This window comes from Paenibacillus sp. FSL K6-1330, from assembly GCF_037976825.1.
GTDB lineage: Bacteria > Bacillota > Bacilli > Paenibacillales > Paenibacillaceae > Paenibacillus_AQ.
Genome location: NZ_CP150269.1, coordinates 5,771,830 through 5,787,982, shown reverse-complemented (window position 1 = coordinate 5,787,982; position 16,153 = coordinate 5,771,830). Strand labels below are relative to the sequence as shown.

Below are 16,153 nucleotides of genomic sequence, written 5' to 3'. Positions count from 1 at the left end.
TAAAATCGGCAAAAAGCCCGCTATGGTAGCGGGCTTTTTGCCGAATTCAATCTTTTATTCCTCTCCAGTCGCCACCGGATTCTCCTCGTAGCTGATCCAATCGCTCCAGCTGCCCGCGTACAGCTTCACGTTGCCGTACCCAGCTTCTTCCAGGGCAAGCACGTTCGGACAAGCAGTGACGCCGGAGCCGCAGTATACGATAATCTCGGCATCTTGCGGGATATTGGTAAAATGCTCGCGAAGCGCGCCAGCATCCTTCCAATGTCCAGAGGTGTCCAAGACCCCCTTCCAGAAGTAGTTCACCGCCCCCGGAATATGTCCTGCCTTGGTGTCCAAAGGCTCCTGAGCTCCGGCATATCTACGTGGTTCGCGTGAATCGATGAGCGTTTTGTTACCATGCTGCGAAGCCTCGCGCACCTCATCTACGAGGACCAATTTATCGGGCTTAAGGTTGATTTCATATGGTACCGGAATGACGATCGGTTGTTCACCCGTTATAGGATACGAGGCATTCTTCCAAGCTGTAAATCCTTCATCCATCACATAAGCCTGTTCATGCCCGGTGTATTTCAGCAGCCACCATAGACGGCTGGCCATGGCTCCGCCCTGGTCGTCATAGATGACGACGCGGCTGCTCTCCTGAATACCGGACTGGCCGAGACGCTGTGCAAGCTGATCCAGGTCCGGTAGAGGATGGCGTCCGCCATGTTGGGTGATAGGAGAGGAGAGGTCCTTCTCCAAGTCAAGGTAAACGGCACGGGGAATATGCGATTCCTCGTAAGCGGCTCGGCCGCTTTCCGGCTTGCCGAGGGCAAAACGGCAGTCAACGATGACCAGATCCGGTTCATAGAGTCTGGCCAGCAGCCATTTCATTGTCACGATATTGTTCATATGCCAGGACACCGCCTTCTATTAAGAAATAATGAGATTAAGTAACCGAATTATATCATATTGCTGCTTCCGATTACGTATATAACTAAAAAGTCGACCTGTCTCATAGAAGGATGAGATCAGGTCGACGATATGAGAATGAATAATGGCAAGAATCAGGATAAACGCTTTATTTCTTGATGGCTTGAAGCAGCATGGACGTGTAAGCTTCGGCACCTTCCGGCTCCAGATGGACGCCGTCAGACCGGAAGTATTCCGGATGATCCTTACTGGCTGAATACCAATCCACCAGCGTAACCTTCGGGTTCTGGGCAGCCGCTTTTGCCAGCATGCCGTTTACGTTCTGTTCCCAATCACGTGGAACCCGTGTGTTGATAAGCAGAATTTGCTTAGCTGAATCCAGCGGACGCAGAAGAGAATCCAGATCCTTTTTCGAGAAAGCGCCGTTGGTTCCCAGCCCGATGACGATAATGCCGCCATCTATCCGGTTCTGGGCTTTCATAACGGGAATCAGGTCATCGGCCTGACGCATTTGGCGGCCTATTACCGCATCGATGTGAATGCCGGGCAGCGATTTCTCCAGATAAGGGGATACCCCGAGCATGACCGAATCTCCAATGGCCGTGATGGCGGACTTGGATACCGGAGGATTTTGAGGCTTATTCGTTGGCTTCGTAGGATTGCTCTTTCCGCCTGTCGTTTCGGTTGCCGCGTCCTTGGATGGATCAGGCTTATCAGCCTTATCCTCACCAGGTTTATCAGCTTTATCTTCATTCGGTTGATCCGGGATTGTTTTCCCGGAATCAGCCTTATCGGAGCTTCCGTTCCCTGCGTCGGTTGGCTCATCTTTGTTGTCAACGTCATATCCAACAGGATGGTCCGGCTCTTCGTCCCCGCCAGCATCGTCATTGCCAGACCCTGTTGCTCCATCCGGAATCGGCAGTTGATCCGCTTCTTCATCGGAGTTTGGCTTCTTCACAACACCAGGCTGCTTCGCGTCGGTAGGAGGCGGGGGTACTTTCCCGTTCGTGTCTGCAGGAAGCGGCGATTGATCTTGTGGTGGCTCCATCGCTCCGGTCTCTCCACCTTCAGTCTGGTCCGGTTCTTCCGGGGCAGGATCATCGAGGTTTAGCATGGCAGCGATATCACCTACCGTTCTCGCAGAGGATACACTGCTCATCATCCCCGAGCAAAAAACGCCGATTAGAATTAGCGAGCTTATCGACACGACCCAGCCTCTTAACGAAATCGAAGTTGAACGGCGCCGAATGGATCGGGCCTTAAACCATAATTTCTTCAGTCCGCCATGTCGTATCGGTTCTTCAACATACTTCCAGGATAGGGCGGCCAGCAGAACGCTTGCCGCGATTTGCAGTGCAACCTGAGGCAAACTCAGATCGCTTGCACCGGATGCAGGTGAGGTCAGGATCATCACCGGGTAATGCCATAAGTAAATTCCATAGGATCGAACGCCGATCCATAACAGGGGCTTCCAGCTTAACAAGCGGCTGATCGAAGCTCCTGGGTGCGCCAACACCGCAACGAGGACGGCGGCGGCAAGAGAGAAGAGAAACATGCCTCCTTGATACAGGAACGAATCGTAACGGTCCACCTGCCACATCATGGAGAGTATGATAAGCATTGCCGCGGCGCCTGTCACATTGAGTCTGCGCCGGGTAGCCCTTGAAACAGGGGTGGACAGCTTCCAACTGGGCCATACGACAGCCAGCCCAGCTCCAATGAGCAGACCAAACGCTCGGGTATCCGTTCCATAATAGACCCGGCTTGGATCATCTCCCGGCTGATAGATCACCGCCATGGCCAAAGCCGAAATCGCGGCTCCGGCAGTAATGAAAGTGAACAGCTGTCCCCTGCGGGGGAATAGCTTGAGAACCGCTAACATGATCAAAGGCCACAGTAAGTAAAACTGCTCTTCCACGGCAAGCGACCAGAAATGCCCCAGTGGAGAAGGTGGGCCAAATGATTCGAAATAAGATTGCTGTTGAAAAATAAACTGCCAGTTGCTTATGTATGTAACGGCGCCGAGCACCTCACTCCGGAGCGTAGCTAGTCGCGATCGGTCAAACAGCGTAACCCATACCACAAGGATGAACAGCATGAGCAGCATGGCCGGCAGGAGCCGCCGGAACCTTCGTATCCAGAAATCTTTCAGATCGATCCGGCGCTGGTGATGCCATTGCGATGCGAGAATATCGGTAATGAGATACCCGGACAGTACGAAGAATAAACTTACTCCGAGAAAACCACCGCCTGCAAAACCAAAACTCCAGTGGTATCCCATCACTCCGATCAAGGCGAGGGCCCTAAGCCCATCGAGACCGGGCATGTAGTGTGAACGTGGCTTATCTGATGCTGGCACGGGAGATCGCTCCTTTCGAAGGATCTGCGCTTATGCCGCCCTGTAACAGCCGCTGCGATAATATGTAGGACATATTCTCAAACGTCTGGGTGCTGAATAGTGAATGTGTCATTTGGAACATGGTAAACCTTCCCTTTCCTTTATAGGAGGATATCTTAAATTAAGGAGACGCATATCGAATCCTGTAATATCCTGCAACAAGATGTCATAGCTAATACTACCATCCTTGGAAAAACAGAAGGTGACAAAAAAATGAACCTACGGCTACATTGTGATGTCAATAATAAGACAGATTTTTCATTTGAAATGACAAGCCTTTATGTTTGGTATATCCATGCTTCGGTAACGGTCTGTTAACTGTATCGCCGCAGGCCATAAGAAAGAGGAGGTCCCAGCCTCCTCCAATATCTGGATGATTAAATATCCATGATTTTCCTTTGAACAATATAGTATATGGATTAGATGGCGGCTCCTTGCCGTTTACGAAAAAAGGTTTTGAGCGCCTCGTAGACTTCCCCTTTGTCTTTAATGACATGGTACATGAATTGGTCCAGCTTGATATTCTTATAGGCCGACATCAGTGTGCTGCTGCGATTGTATTGATTGACCTCACCGTAACCGAACATGTTGCTTACCTTCAGCAGCTCGCCGATGAGTTTGACGCATCGTTCATTATCGGACGTGAGATTATCGCCGTCGGAGAAGTGGAAGGGATAAATGTTGTATTGGGAAGGGGGATAACGGTGATGGATAATATCAAGCGCCTTCTGATAAGCGGATGAACATATGGTTCCGCCGCTTTCACCTCGCGTGAAGAACTCTTCCTCGGTCACTTCTTTTGCTTCGGTATGGTGGGCGATAAACACGATTTCTACTTTCTCGTACTGTTTGCGGAGGAAACGGGTCATCCAGAAGAAAAAGCTGCGCGCGCAGTATTTCTCAAAGGAGCCCATGGACCCGGACGTATCCATCATGGCGATAATAACCGCATTGGACTCCGGAATGACGGTATCGTCCCAAGTCTTGTAACGCAGGTCGTCCGGACTGATGCCGTGGATGCCGGGTTTGCCGTCTTTGGCATTGCGGCGCAGATTCTCCAGGATGGTGCGCTTCTTGTCAATGTTGGACATGATGCCCTTTTTGCGGATGTCGTTGAAAACGATGGATTCTGTTTCGATCTGCTCTTTATCCTTAGGCTGCAGCAGCGGGAGCTCCAGTTCCTCAAACAGCATATTCTCCAGTTCTTCCAGGCTGACCTCGGTTTCCACGATGTCCTGCCCTGCCTGATCGCCGGCCGATTCCCCCCTACCGGGCTGGGCTGACGAAGGGTCGCGTCCCAGGACGTCCCCAACCTGACTGTCACCGTCGCCCTGACCGACATGCTTTTGCTTTTGGTAGTTATAGATGAAACGGTATTCGTCAAGGCTCCGGATCGGAACTTTAATGATCTGCTTTCCGTCGGACAGAATAATGTTTTCCTCGGTAATAAGGTCGGGCAGGTTGCGTTTGATGACTTCACGGATTTTATGCTGATGACGTACCTGATCCTGGTAGCCTTTGCGGTGCAGCGACCAGTCTTCACGAGATACGACAAACGACAGAGCGTCTTCATTTTGCATGGACAGTCACCTCCCAAGTGCAGCCTTGACTCGGTTGCCGTCTTTTCGGCTGTAGTAATTCATTATATTCGGGAGAAAGAGCGATATGTGAGTAATGAATCCGGGTTTGTCATGAAAAAGACACTTAACCTAAAGATGAATCAGGCAAGTGTCTCGAAGTGGTGCTCCTTAAGCACTTAATACGAATAGGAAAAGGGCTCCGATTGTGATAATGACTACGCCGTTCACGATGGTTGCAATGACGGCGACGACACGCTTGCGCGTTTTGGAGAAGCAGCCTACAATGCCAAGCACCAAGCCGACGATATTAATGACCATGACGAGGATGAACACGGCCGCCAGCGTGGTCATCGCTTCCAGCGTTTCCTGAGTCGGCTCAAGGATCGGTCCATTCTCCGTCATGTAAGGCTCAATCATCGTTGTGCCGAGTGCGCCGAGTAGAATATACCCGAGCAGCGTCACGATCGACAGTATGAATGAGGCGATGCCGAAGCGAGAGTTTTTTCTGTCCTCGGGTGGAATAAATGTGGTTTTAGGTCGTTTGGGTGAACCTTGGTCCTCGGATGGGGAGGAAGGTGATTGTTGATCCATGTGTTTAATCGCTCCTAACTTAAGAATTCATTCTCTAATAGGTACATGTGGGTCTTCAATAAAAAGACATCCTTATTAATCTTTCACAAAATGGCCCTGAAATCAAGTCCAAAGCGCTTGCATGCCGGTGGAAAAGCTTCTTCGAATCCGTTAAACTTAATTTGATTACATAAGGACACGGGTGTCCACTGACAAAAGGGGTTGAAAAGGCATGAGTCGTAGATTCATTGCATGGGGTTCGATCCTGATGGCATTGTCTGTCGCTATCGGGGCATTCGGTGCCCATATGCTGAAGGATAAGATTACGCCGGACGAACTTGCCATTTATGAGACCGGAGTTCATTATCATATGATTCACGGACTTGCGGTGCTGATTGCGGGGATTGTGGCGAAGGTTCTGGGCGAATCCCGGAAGCTGTTCTGGGCAGGGACTTTATTCATCGCGGGAACCGTCATATTTTCCGGAAGTCTCTACGTGTTAAGTATATCCGGCATCAAGTGGCTTGGGGCGATCACGCCGATCGGCGGTGTCTCCTTTATCGTGGGCTGGCTGATGCTGATGTCTTCCGCGCTCTCCCGAAAAAATGCCTGATGTTAAAAAAACGGCTTCACCGATCCCTTCTTATGGGGCGGCGAAGCCGTTTTTTTTAAAATGGATTCCGTTGATGTGATACCGACTCAGCTGACGCTAAATTCGTCAATTTCATTGAGCTTGAAGGTATACACCTGTTTCTCATCGACATGATAAACGTTGACCAGGAAATTGCTTTCATCATAGTTGAGAATCCGGCAGGGCAGACTTGTCTGCTTACCGTGGCGGTTGGTTGTCAGGCGAACAAGGCGATTGTCCTTACTGTATACTTTAATCCATTCGAAAGGATCACTTCCGGTGAGTGGAGTTTGGACAGGGGGTACGCTTGCAGCGATCTTTTTTTCCGGCGAGGATGCCGCAGGCGGCGCAGGTTTCTCTTTCTGAGAAGCGGCAGAAGCCATCTTCCCGGAAGCTTTGCTAATAACGGAATCTTTCTTGGCTTGAACCAAGGTGTTGATAATTTCTCCAAGTTCCATTCCGGACTTAACCCGGAAATCGACGACTTCAGCCTTGTCGTTCAGCATCTCTAGCAAATATTGCAAAGCCAGTGCGTTGGAGGAACTCTTGACCAGAATATCAACGTTGAATAAAAAGCCGTTATCATCGGTGACAGGAATTGTGTTCATAGCTTTTATCATTCACCAGCTTTCACATGTTTTCTACTGAATCAAATATACCATAATTTTCGAATAATAATAGTCCTAATGTCATATGTATTTCATCTTTATTCTATTGACTTACGAGTCATTCGCACCATATACGTAGGTTGGAATGCATAATATCAGAGACATTCGCACCATGTCGGTTGCAAAAGAATAAACATAATTCTAAGCCGACGCGAGGGGAGGTTTGTTGATATTGGTGACTTTACTGCCGATCGATATTGAAGGACATATTGTTATGGGCGTCGAGGTACAGCTTCCGAAAACAACGCTGCTGGCCGTATACACTTCCCGCGGCTATATTATGTGCGGTGCACTCGATGTGGGCCTTCTTAACGAAAAGCTTGCGGACCGCAAGATTATCGCAGGAAGAGCCGTAGGGGTTCGCACATTGGAGCAACTGCTGGAGGCGCCGCTGGAATCGGTAACCCTGGAGGCGGAGAAATGGGGCATTCATCCTGGCTTGGCTGGCAAGGATGCGATCCTACGCATGTTATGAGTCATGTATCCTTACGTTACAAGAGTGATTCCCGTGCGGATCGCTCTTTTTTTAGAGATAAGAAAGTATCAACTCTAAATGCACTAACATGCAAACCGCAAAAAAACACGGACAATACGGCTGGAGGGCCGTTTGTCCGTTTTATGATGCCATAAAACATTCGGATATGGCGGCTATTCGAACAAGCTTTTTAAGCTCTCATGATAAGGAGCCTGCACGACGCCTTTTTCCGTAATGATCGCTGTCACATACTCATTCGGCGTAATGTCGAAGGCAGGGTTGTACACTTTTACGCCTTGCGGGGTTGTGCGCTTGCCGAAACCTTCCGTGATCTCTTCCGCAGGACGCTCCTCAATCGGAATATCGGCACCTGTCTTCGTATTCAGATCAATCGTGGACAGCGGGCACGCCACGTAGAAAGGAATGCCGTGAGCTTTAGCCAGAACCGCGACCCCGTACGTACCGATCTTATTGGCGACATCACCGTTTGCGGCAACGCGATCCGTACCGACGATCACCGCTTGTATCCACCCTTTGGACATGACCATGGCGGCCATGTTATCTGCCAGCAGTGTCACGTCGATCCCCGCCTGCTGGAGTTCAAAAGCAGTTAAACGCGCGCCTTGCAGGACAGGTCTTGTCTCATCGGCGAACACCTTGATGTTCATCCCTTGCTCATGAGCGAGGTACATCGGTGCCAGTGCGGTCCCGTACTTGGCAGTCGCCAGTCCGCCCGCGTTGCAGTGGGTAAGCACACCCATACCCTCTTTGAAGAACGGCAGCGCGTTTTCGCCGATGCGGCGGCATACATCCTCGTCCTCGGCCCGAATAGCCTCGGCTTCGGCGAGCAGCGATGCATTCAGTCCGGCCGTATCCAGTTTCGATTCTGCCAGCTTCTCAGCCGCAAGCTTGATACGGTCCAGCGCCCAGAACAGATTGACGGCCGTCGGTCTGGAAGTGGCGAGATAAGCGCAAGTTTTTACGACTTGCTGCAGCCATCCCTCGTTATCGCTGGCTTCAACCTGCATGCCGCCAAGGACCGCGCCGAATGCTGCCGCGATGCCGATAGCCGGCGCGCCGCGGACTTTCATGGAGTGAATGCCTTCCCAGACTTCCTCCGGTGTGAAGAGTTGGAGATAGACGATCTCTTCCGGGAGTAAACGCTGGTCCAGTAGGACCAGATGGTCTCCCCCCCAATAAACCGAGCTTAGCGGTTCATAGGTGCTGGCATTGCCGGTAGTCATACCGCTCATATCGATACCTCATTTCCTGTAGTTGCTTGTGTGATCAAAGTTAAAATGTCCTCAAAGGACTTGATGCTGCGATGATGACGCACGAGATTTTTGCCGATGGCAAGCGCTTTGCGCTGCGCAGCTTCTCTGGCCTTATCATCGGGTATGGTGTCAATGTCTGCAACATGGGACAATCCGACGATGCGCCGGATCATTTTGCAGCCTGCGAATCCTGCGGTGTCCTTCAAAATCTGTGATACATAATGGTCCTGATAACCTGGTGTTCGGGACATTTCGTCCAAGAGATCATCGTTCCACAGCATGCGGAAGTTGTTCTCGAAGTGGGTCCACACGTCGCTTGCCATCTCGAGGAGTCTGGCTTCCTGGGCCGCCATCGTATGCTCGTCCTGACTCCAGCCCGGCTGCGCCGCATAGTTGAGCAGCAGATTGCCGATGACCGCACCGATATCGAATCCCATCGGGCCGAAATAAGCAAATTCCGGGTCGATGACCTTGGTCGATTCCGGCGTGACGAAGATGCTGCCTGTATGCAGATCCCCGTGCAGCAGAGCCTGTGCATGAGTCAGAAACTTCTCCCGAAGCAGCGCGACTTCAAAGTGAAGCGGCAGGTCGGCACGGAGGGCTTCGGCTTCATCGGCGATGCTCTGCGCATAATTGTTATTGGTGGATTCGCGGTATGGATCTTCGAAGATTAAATCTTCGGTGATTTTGCATAAATCCGGATTGACAAAGCGGCCGGCAAGTTCCTTCTTCTTCTGTTGGTTCATCCCCAGATCCGACGTGTAGAACAGGGTTCTGGCCATGAAGCGGCCAATATGCTCTGCGAACTTCGGATAGGCATTGCCTTCGATCAGGCCTTTGCGCATGATGGTATACTCGCTCAGGTCTTCCATTACCGTGTAGGCGAGCTCATCCGAATAACCGTATACTTTGGGCACGAGGTCGGGGCAAATGGAGTACTCTGTCTCCAGCGCGAGACGTTCGATGCGGGCCCGGTCGAGAGACAGCGGCCAGGATTCGCCTACAACTTTTGCATAAGGAACAGCTTGCTTGATAATGATACTATCAGTTGTATTTTTGGCGGTGACATGAAACACCAGATTGAGATTGCCGTCGCCGATTTCGCGGCATTCGAGCTCGGCATGGTCCGGGAACCGGCCCGGTATACTTTTAGCTAATTGTATAGCTTCTTCCGCGTTCAACGGATGATATGCAGACATGGATGGTCACCCCCAAATATAATAGAAGAAAAACAAAGCCAACTTTTTTGCTTGGTATTACCTAGTATAACGTTTTTTCGCGAATTTTGTATAATTTTTTGGCAAGACGAAAGGTTTGCGAAACTGATTCGCTTCGTAGTCCTAAGGGTAAACTACAAATAGACGCCCAAGCACAGGATGTACTCATATATTAAGGAAGGAATGGCATTAGCAGATGGTACCAGTTACAATGGGTATACACCGCTCTGCCGAATGTTCCTTTGAAGCAGTACAGGGTGCATTTCATATAGAAAAGGAAGGGATTAACCATGGCAAAAACTACATCTGGCAAAGCTGCAGGAAAAACGAAGAACGCAAGTCTGGAGCAATTGTTGAATCAACAGGTTGCGAACTTCAACGTGCTCTATGTCAAACTCCACAATTATCACTGGTATGTAACCGGAGAGCAATTCTACTCCCTTCATGTTAAATTCGAAGAATTGTATGATGAAGTTACGCTTAAAATGGATGAGGTTGCGGAGCGCCTGCTGTCGATTAAAGGCAAACCGGCTGCAACGATGAAAGAATATTTGGAACTTGCAACGGTCCAGGAGGCTTCAGGCAACGAGGATACCCGCGGCATGGTACAAGCCTTGATTGAAGACTTTGCAACCGTATCCGAGGAGCTGGCGGAAGGCATCGAAATGGCCGAGGAAGCCGGAGATGCGCCAACAGCGGACATGTTCACCGGGTTTAAGGCTGATCTTGAGAAGCATATGTGGATGCTGCGTTCGTTCCTTGGATAAAGCGTGATACAACAGAATGATGCCTGTTCTTTCCTTAGTATTTGCAAGAGCTGAGGGTACCGGTTACCTTGCCGCGTGCCTTTTAGCTCATGCTGTTGACCTGAGCACCGTCTGTCAACGCGCGATAAACGCCGTTGCCGGATGCCGTAATGACTCTCGGGGGCAACAAGCACATATGAAGGGGAACAGGGCGAACGAAACAGGCTTGGCCGGTCTATCGGTCATGCCTGTTTTTTAATTGTTACGGTTATCTGAATGTTGTCTGCAAAACGCTTGTCCGGTTGAAATACGTCATATTTTATTATAAAATGGCTTGAGAATCATTGATAATCAGTTTAGAATGATTATAAATAAATAATTATTTTTTGTTTTATGAAATCAGGGCGTCCAATCCTGTTATCATATAGGACAACAATACACTACCTATTCAACGGAGGGAATCTAATATGTCAACCAAGTTTGTCATTGAAGGATTGAAAGCAACAATCGAAGGCAAGGAGATTCTTAAAGGTATCAACCTTGAGATGAAGGGCGGAGAAGTTCATGCCATCATGGGACCAAACGGTACAGGCAAAAGTACTTTGGCTTCCGCGTTGATGGGGCATCCTAAATATGAAGTTACAGAAGGTAAAGTATTCCTTAACGATGAAGACGTGCTGGAGATGGAAGTTGACGAGCGCGCCCTCGCAGGTCTGTTCCTGGCCATGCAATATCCAAGCGAAATCGCCGGCGTTACGAACTCCGATTTCCTGCGCAGTTCCATCAACGCACGCCGGGGTGAAGGCAATGAGATTTCCCTAATCAAGTTCATTCGTCAAATGGAAGGCAAAATGAAGGAGCTCGAGATGAATCCTGAGTTCGCTCACCGTTACCTGAACGAAGGTTTCTCCGGTGGTGAGAAGAAACGTAACGAAATCCTGCAAATGATGATGCTGGATCCGAAAATCGTCGTGCTTGACGAGATCGACTCCGGTCTTGATATCGATGCTTTGAGAATTGTGGCGAACGGTGTCAATGCCATGAAATCCGAGGAACGCGGTTTCTTGATTATTACCCACTATCAACGTTTGCTTAACTATATCACTCCAGATTACGTTCATGTGATGATGCAAGGACGTATCGTAAAATCCGGCGGCCCTGAACTGGCACAGCGCCTGGAGGCAGAAGGTTATGACTGGATTAAGGAAGAGCTGGGCATTACTGATGAAACTGTAGGTCAAGACGCGTAAATAGACGGGAGGAGGAAACGATATGACTACACAAACCATTCTTCCGGTCAACGCTGAGGCTCTGAAGGCATTGTCCGAAAGTAAACAGGAACCGGCCTGGCTGACAGACAGCCGTTTGGCTTCCCTGGAACTGGCTGGCCAGTTGGAACTGCCCAAGCTGGAGAAACAACGCATCGAGCGCTGGAACATCCAAAGCTATGGTGAATATAAAGAGAGCAACAAACTTGCTTCCCTTGACGAATTGCCAGAACAGGTAGCCAAACTTGTCGAAGGTTCAAGAGAAGGCGGCTTGGTTATTCAACGCAACTCGGGAACCGTATATGTAAGTCTGGCTCCGGAACTTGCCGCCAAAGGCGTGATTTTCACCGATTTGGAAACAGCGGTTAAAGAACACGCGGATTTGGTTAAACCTTATCTGCATCAAGCGCTTAAGAATGACGAGCATTCGATGGCCGCTCTGCATGCTGCTGTATGGAACGGTGGGGTGTTCCTCTATGTTCCTAAGAATGTGGAGGTCGATGTACCTCTGCAGGCGGTGATGCTGACGGATGATGCCGAAGCAACATTTGCTCCGCATGTGCTGATCGTAGCTGAAGCGAACAGTCAGATCACTTATGTAGACAACTACGTATCGGATTCTCTGGCAGCACCGTTGACCCATAACGGAGCAGTGGAAGTATTCGCCAACAATGGCGCAAAGGTGCGTTATGCTTCCGTTCACCAATTGGCTGGGGAAGTAACCGATGTTACATTCCGTCGTGCGATGCTGGACAATGACGCTTCGATCGAGTGGATCGTTGGTGAAATGAACAATGGCGATACAGCTAGCGATACCATGAGTATCCTAAAGGGCAACGGCTCGACATCTGATGCAAAAGTCATCGCGGTAGGTTCCGGATCCCAGAAGCTCAACTACACCACGCGAGCGAAGCATTATGGCAAGAGCTCCGAATCCCAGATGATTACCCGTGCGGTTATGCGCGAAGAGGCACAAGCCATCATCAACGGAATTACCAAGATCGAGAAGGGTGCAACGAAGGCGGACGGACAACAGACCGAGCGTGTGCTGATGCTCAGCCCGAAAGCTCGCGGTGACGCGAACCCGATTCTGTTGATTGACGAGGATGATGTAACAGCTGGACACGCAGCGTCCGTAGGACAAGTGAATCAGGAGCAAATTTACTACCTGATGTCCCGTGGTATTTCGCGTACCGTAGCAGAATCCTTGATTATATACGGCTTCCTGGCTCCGGTAGTCAGCGAAATTCCGCTTGAGGGACTTCGCGACCAACTGCAGGGGCTCGTTGAAAGGAAGCTGGGACAATGATCGCCTCTGTCCGTGAGCAATTTCCCATTCTTCATCAGGAGATCAACGGACATCCGCTGGTATATCTCGACAATGCCGCGACATCGCAAAAGCCGCAGGTGGTCATAGATGCTATCAAGCGGTACTACGAGTGGGAGAACTCCAATGTACATCGCGGGGTTCATACACTCGGCAGCCGTGCTACTGATGCTTATGAAGGAGCCAGGGAGAAGGTTGCCCGTTTTATTAATGCCGAGAGTTCGGAGCAAATTATTTTCACCCGCGGTACGACGACGGCCCTAAATCTGGTAGCTTCGTCCTACGCGCGCTCTGTGTGCGGTCCTGGGGATGAAATTGTCCTGACGGAAATGGAGCATCACAGTAATCTCATACCGTGGCAGCAGGCGGCTATCGCCGTTGGCGCTACGCTGAAATATATTCCTCTGCAGCCTGACGGCACGATCCGTGTCGAAGATGTAGAGGCACTCGTTACCGAACGGACCAAGGTTGTAGCCATCGCTTACGTATCCAACGTGATGGGCGTTGTACATCCCGTGAAACAAATGGCGGAAATCGCGCACCGCCACGGTGCCGTCATTGTGGTGGATGGTGCGCAGAGCACACCGCATATGAAAGTGGACGTCCAGGACCTGGATTGCGATTTCTACGCTTTGTCCGGCCATAAGATGTGCGCTCCAACAGGTATCGGCGCATTATACGGCAAGAAGGCGCTGCTGGAATCAATGGAGCCGATCGAATTCGGCGGAGAAATGATCAATGATGTTGGATTGTACGAGTCGAACTGGAAGGAGCTCCCTTGGAAGTTTGAGGGAGGGACGCCTATCATTGCAGGGGCTGTCGGTTTGGGCGCTGCCATCGATTTCCTGGAGGAAATCGGAATGGATGCCATCGAGCAGCATGAATCGCAGCTTGCGGCTTACGCCATGAACCGCCTCTCCGAGATCGAAGGCATTTCCATTTACGGTCCCCGTGAGCGTAAAGTAGGCCTCGTTACATTTAACCTTGGCGACGTTCACCCGCATGACGTGGCAACCGTGCTGGATGCACAGGGGATTGCTATTCGTGCAGGACATCATTGCTGTCAACCGCTTATGCGTTGGTTAAAAGTATCCTCTACGGCACGCGCGAGCTTTTATCTGTATAATACAGAAGAGGACGTTGATCGATTAGTTAGCGCCTTAATCCAGACAAAGGAGTATTTTGGCGATGCAACTTGACGATTTGTACAGACGTGTCATCATGGATCATTATAAGAACCCCCGCAATCGCGGCAAGTTTGAAGACGATGCAGTAACCATCGATTTGAACAATCCGACTTGCGGAGATCGCATTTCCTTGCAGCTTAAGGTAGAGAACGGCGTAGTAGCCGATGCCAAATATACAGGGGAAGGCTGCTCCATCAGCATGTCTTCCGCTTCGATGATGACGGACGCTGTAAAAGGCAGAACGCTGGATGAAGCGATAAGTCTGGCGGATCGGTTCTCCTCCCTTATGAAAGGCGAGGCTGTAGATTTTGACGAGTACGAGGATATTGAAGCCCTATCCGGTGTTAACAAGTTTCCTGCACGCATTAAATGCGCAACTCTTGCGTGGAACGCACTCCGAAAAGGAATAGACGCGAAGTAAGTGAATCAATAGATCGATAGGGAGGTAAGTTAAATGGCTAAAAAAGCACCAGAAATTGGAGAATATAAATATGGTTTCCGTGACGAGCACAAAGCTATTTTTCAAACTGGCAAAGGTTTGACGCGTGAAGTCGTAACGGAAATTTCCAAAATCAAGAACGAGCCGGAATGGATGCTGGAATTCCGTTTGAAATCACTGGAGCAGTTCGAGAAAATGCCAATGCCTCGCTGGGGCGGCGATCTCGACGAGCTGGATTTCAACGATATCCAGTACTATGTAAGACCTTCCGACAAGCAAGGCAAGACTTGGGAGGAAGTTCCTACTGAGATCAAGGAAACCTTTGATAAATTGGGTATTCCGGAAGCAGAGCAGAAGTTCCTTGCGGGTGTATCCGCACAGTACGAATCCGAAGTTGTTTACCATAACATGCAAAAGGATCTTGAGGATCAAGGCGTTATCTTCATGGATACCGATACAGCTCTCAGAGAGCATCCTGAGATCTTGAGAGAATACTTTGCAACAGTGGTGCCTCCAACGGATAACAAATTCGCTGCACTGAACAGTGCCGTATGGTCTGGCGGAAGCTTCATCTATGTTCCAAAAGGCGTGAAATGTGAAATTCCGCTGCAAGCGTATTTCCGTATCAATTCCGAGAACATGGGCCAATTCGAACGTACGCTGATCATTGCAGACGAAGACAGCTTCGTGCACTACGTAGAAGGATGTACGGCTCCGATCTACAGCACGAACTCGCTTCATAGTGCGGTAGTAGAGATCATCTGTAAAAAGAATGCACGCGTTCGCTATACAACCATTCAGAACTGGGCGCCGAACATCTACAACCTCGTGACCAAGCGTGCCGTTGCTGAAGAGAATGCAACAATGGAATGGGTGGACGGCAACATCGGTTCCAAGCTGACAATGAAATATCCTGCCGTTATTCTGAAGGGTCGCGGTGCAAAAGGGATGGTATTGTCCATCGCTGTAGCAGGCAAAGGCCAGCATCAGGATGCAGGAGCCAAAATGATTCACTTGGCACCGGACACGACTTCTACGATCGTATCCAAGTCCATTAGTAAGCATGGCGGTAAAGTAACATACCGTGGACTGGCTTCCTTCGGTCGCAATGCAGAAGGCGCGAAAGCCAACATCCAGTGTGATACACTCATCCTCGATAATGAATCGACGTCTGATACGATTCCTTACAACGAGATCAAGAATGACAACATTACGCTGGAGCATGAAGCGACCGTATCCAAGGTGTCCGAGGAACAATTGTTCTACCTCATGAGTCGTGGCCTTAGCCAGTCTGAAGCTACGCAAATGATCGTTATGGGCTTCATCGAGCCGTTCACCAAAGAACTCCCGATGGAGTATGCGGTTGAGATGAACCGTCTCATCAAGTTCGAGATGGAAGGAAGTATCGGCTAAATAGTTCTTATATACACAGGGGGCAAATCACTCGGGCACGAGTGGTCT

The 16,153-nt window shown here is 50.0% G+C and carries 15 protein-coding genes; 8 read left to right on the top strand and 7 right to left on the bottom strand.

Features of this window, described 5'->3' with window-relative positions; genetic code table 11:
- Positions 1-54 precede the first annotated feature (54 nt).
- From NYE54_RS26315 to NYE54_RS26300, 4 genes are all read right to left on the bottom strand, one after another.
- Positions 55-891 (bottom strand): sulfurtransferase, encoded by an 837-nt coding sequence (locus NYE54_RS26315; protein ID WP_339267318.1) that lies wholly within the window; start codon positions 889-891, stop codon positions 55-57.
- Between the two features lie 169 nt (positions 892-1,060).
- Positions 1,061-3,271: an acyltransferase family protein gene (locus tag NYE54_RS26310; protein ID WP_339267317.1), complete on the bottom strand. Its 2,211-nt coding sequence runs from the start codon at positions 3,269-3,271 to the stop codon at positions 1,061-1,063.
- Positions 3,272-3,729: 458 nt separating this feature from the next.
- Positions 3,730-4,890: a sporulation protein YhbH gene (yhbH, locus tag NYE54_RS26305; RefSeq protein ID WP_339267315.1), complete on the bottom strand. Its 1,161-nt coding sequence runs from the start codon at positions 4,888-4,890 to the stop codon at positions 3,730-3,732.
- A gap of 168 nt (positions 4,891-5,058) precedes the next feature.
- Entirely contained in the window at positions 5,059-5,481 is a 423-nt protein-coding gene (locus NYE54_RS26300; protein WP_076324378.1) for a hypothetical protein, read from the bottom strand.
- Positions 5,482-5,692: 211 nt separating this feature from the next.
- Here NYE54_RS26300 and NYE54_RS26295 point away from each other — a divergent pair, with 211 nt between their 5' ends.
- A complete protein-coding gene (locus NYE54_RS26295) occupies positions 5,693-6,073 on the top strand; it encodes a DUF423 domain-containing protein (protein WP_213643589.1) in 381 nt (126 codons plus the stop codon).
- A gap of 86 nt (positions 6,074-6,159) precedes the next feature.
- On the opposite strand, the gene NYE54_RS26290 is transcribed toward NYE54_RS26295, so the two are convergent.
- A complete protein-coding gene (locus NYE54_RS26290; protein WP_339267312.1) occupies positions 6,160-6,699 on the bottom strand; it encodes a hypothetical protein in 540 nt (179 codons plus the stop codon).
- Positions 6,700-6,931: 232 nt separating this feature from the next.
- Between NYE54_RS26290 and NYE54_RS26285 the strand changes: the two genes are divergently transcribed.
- Positions 6,932-7,234 carry a DUF1805 domain-containing protein gene (locus NYE54_RS26285; RefSeq protein WP_076324375.1) on the top strand — a complete coding sequence of 101 codons (303 nt, stop codon included), beginning with the start codon at positions 6,932-6,934 and terminating at the stop codon, positions 7,232-7,234.
- A 173-nt stretch (positions 7,235-7,407) separates the two neighbouring features.
- Here the strand turns inward: NYE54_RS26285 and mtnA are convergent, their stop codons facing one another.
- Positions 7,408-8,487, bottom strand: a complete 1,080-nt coding sequence (gene mtnA, locus NYE54_RS26280; RefSeq protein ID WP_339267310.1) for an S-methyl-5-thioribose-1-phosphate isomerase — start codon at positions 8,485-8,487, stop codon at positions 7,408-7,410.
- On the bottom strand, positions 8,484-9,707 hold the full coding sequence (gene mtnK, locus NYE54_RS26275; protein WP_339267309.1) for an S-methyl-5-thioribose kinase: 1,224 nt from the start codon (positions 9,705-9,707) through the stop codon (positions 8,484-8,486). Before mtnK ends, mtnA begins: the two co-directional genes overlap by 4 nt.
- 308 nt (positions 9,708-10,015) lie before the next feature.
- Between mtnK and NYE54_RS26270 the strand changes: the two genes are divergently transcribed.
- The 6 genes from NYE54_RS26270 (at position 10,016) to sufB (ending at position 16,105) form a co-directional block, all read left to right on the top strand.
- The gene (locus NYE54_RS26270; protein WP_076324372.1) at positions 10,016-10,492 is read left to right on the top strand and encodes a Dps family protein; all 477 of its coding nucleotides are present in this window, start codon (positions 10,016-10,018) and stop codon (positions 10,490-10,492) included.
- A gap of 446 nt (positions 10,493-10,938) precedes the next feature.
- Positions 10,939-11,721 (top strand): Fe-S cluster assembly ATPase SufC, encoded by a 783-nt coding sequence (gene sufC / locus NYE54_RS26265; RefSeq protein WP_076324371.1) that lies wholly within the window; start codon positions 10,939-10,941, stop codon positions 11,719-11,721.
- A gap of 22 nt (positions 11,722-11,743) precedes the next feature.
- The gene (gene sufD, locus NYE54_RS26260) at positions 11,744-13,048 is read left to right on the top strand and encodes a Fe-S cluster assembly protein SufD (RefSeq protein WP_076324370.1); all 1,305 of its coding nucleotides are present in this window, start codon (positions 11,744-11,746) and stop codon (positions 13,046-13,048) included.
- Positions 13,045-14,265: a cysteine desulfurase gene (locus NYE54_RS26255; protein ID WP_076324369.1), complete on the top strand. Its 1,221-nt coding sequence runs from the start codon at positions 13,045-13,047 to the stop codon at positions 14,263-14,265. Before sufD ends, NYE54_RS26255 begins: the two co-directional genes overlap by 4 nt.
- Positions 14,255-14,674, top strand: a complete 420-nt coding sequence (gene sufU / locus NYE54_RS26250; protein WP_098748444.1) for a Fe-S cluster assembly sulfur transfer protein SufU — start codon at positions 14,255-14,257, stop codon at positions 14,672-14,674. The genes NYE54_RS26255 and sufU overlap by 11 nt, the downstream gene beginning before the upstream one ends.
- A gap of 33 nt (positions 14,675-14,707) precedes the next feature.
- Positions 14,708-16,105 (top strand): Fe-S cluster assembly protein SufB, encoded by a 1,398-nt coding sequence (gene sufB, locus NYE54_RS26245; protein ID WP_215159049.1) that lies wholly within the window; start codon positions 14,708-14,710, stop codon positions 16,103-16,105.
- The last annotated feature ends 48 nt before the right edge of the window (positions 16,106-16,153 follow it).

Excerpts from the sequence above, each read along its gene's own strand:
- NYE54_RS26315 (WP_339267318.1), bottom strand. The coding sequence starts at position 891 with ATGAACAATATCGTGACAATGAAATGGCTGCTGGCCAGACTCTATGAA.
- yhbH (WP_339267315.1), bottom strand. The coding sequence starts at position 4,890 with ATGCAAAATGAAGACGCTCTGTCGTTTGTCGTATCTCGTGAAGACTGG.
- NYE54_RS26300 (WP_076324378.1), bottom strand. The coding sequence starts at position 5,481 with ATGGATCAACAATCACCTTCCTCCCCATCCGAGGACCAAGGTTCACCC.
- NYE54_RS26295 (WP_213643589.1), top strand. The coding sequence starts at position 5,693 with ATGAGTCGTAGATTCATTGCATGGGGTTCGATCCTGATGGCATTGTCT.
- NYE54_RS26290 (WP_339267312.1), bottom strand. The coding sequence starts at position 6,699 with ATGAACACAATTCCTGTCACCGATGATAACGGCTTTTTATTCAACGTT.
- mtnA (WP_339267310.1), bottom strand. The coding sequence starts at position 8,487 with ATGAGCGGTATGACTACCGGCAATGCCAGCACCTATGAACCGCTAAGC.
- mtnK (WP_339267309.1), bottom strand. The coding sequence starts at position 9,707 with ATGTCTGCATATCATCCGTTGAACGCGGAAGAAGCTATACAATTAGCT.
- NYE54_RS26270 (WP_076324372.1), top strand. The coding sequence starts at position 10,016 with ATGGCAAAAACTACATCTGGCAAAGCTGCAGGAAAAACGAAGAACGCA.
- sufC (WP_076324371.1), top strand. The coding sequence starts at position 10,939 with ATGTCAACCAAGTTTGTCATTGAAGGATTGAAAGCAACAATCGAAGGC.
- sufD (WP_076324370.1), top strand. The coding sequence starts at position 11,744 with ATGACTACACAAACCATTCTTCCGGTCAACGCTGAGGCTCTGAAGGCA.
- NYE54_RS26255 (WP_076324369.1), top strand. The coding sequence starts at position 13,045 with ATGATCGCCTCTGTCCGTGAGCAATTTCCCATTCTTCATCAGGAGATC.
- sufU (WP_098748444.1), top strand. The coding sequence starts at position 14,255 with ATGCAACTTGACGATTTGTACAGACGTGTCATCATGGATCATTATAAG.
- sufB (WP_215159049.1), top strand. The coding sequence starts at position 14,708 with ATGGCTAAAAAAGCACCAGAAATTGGAGAATATAAATATGGTTTCCGT.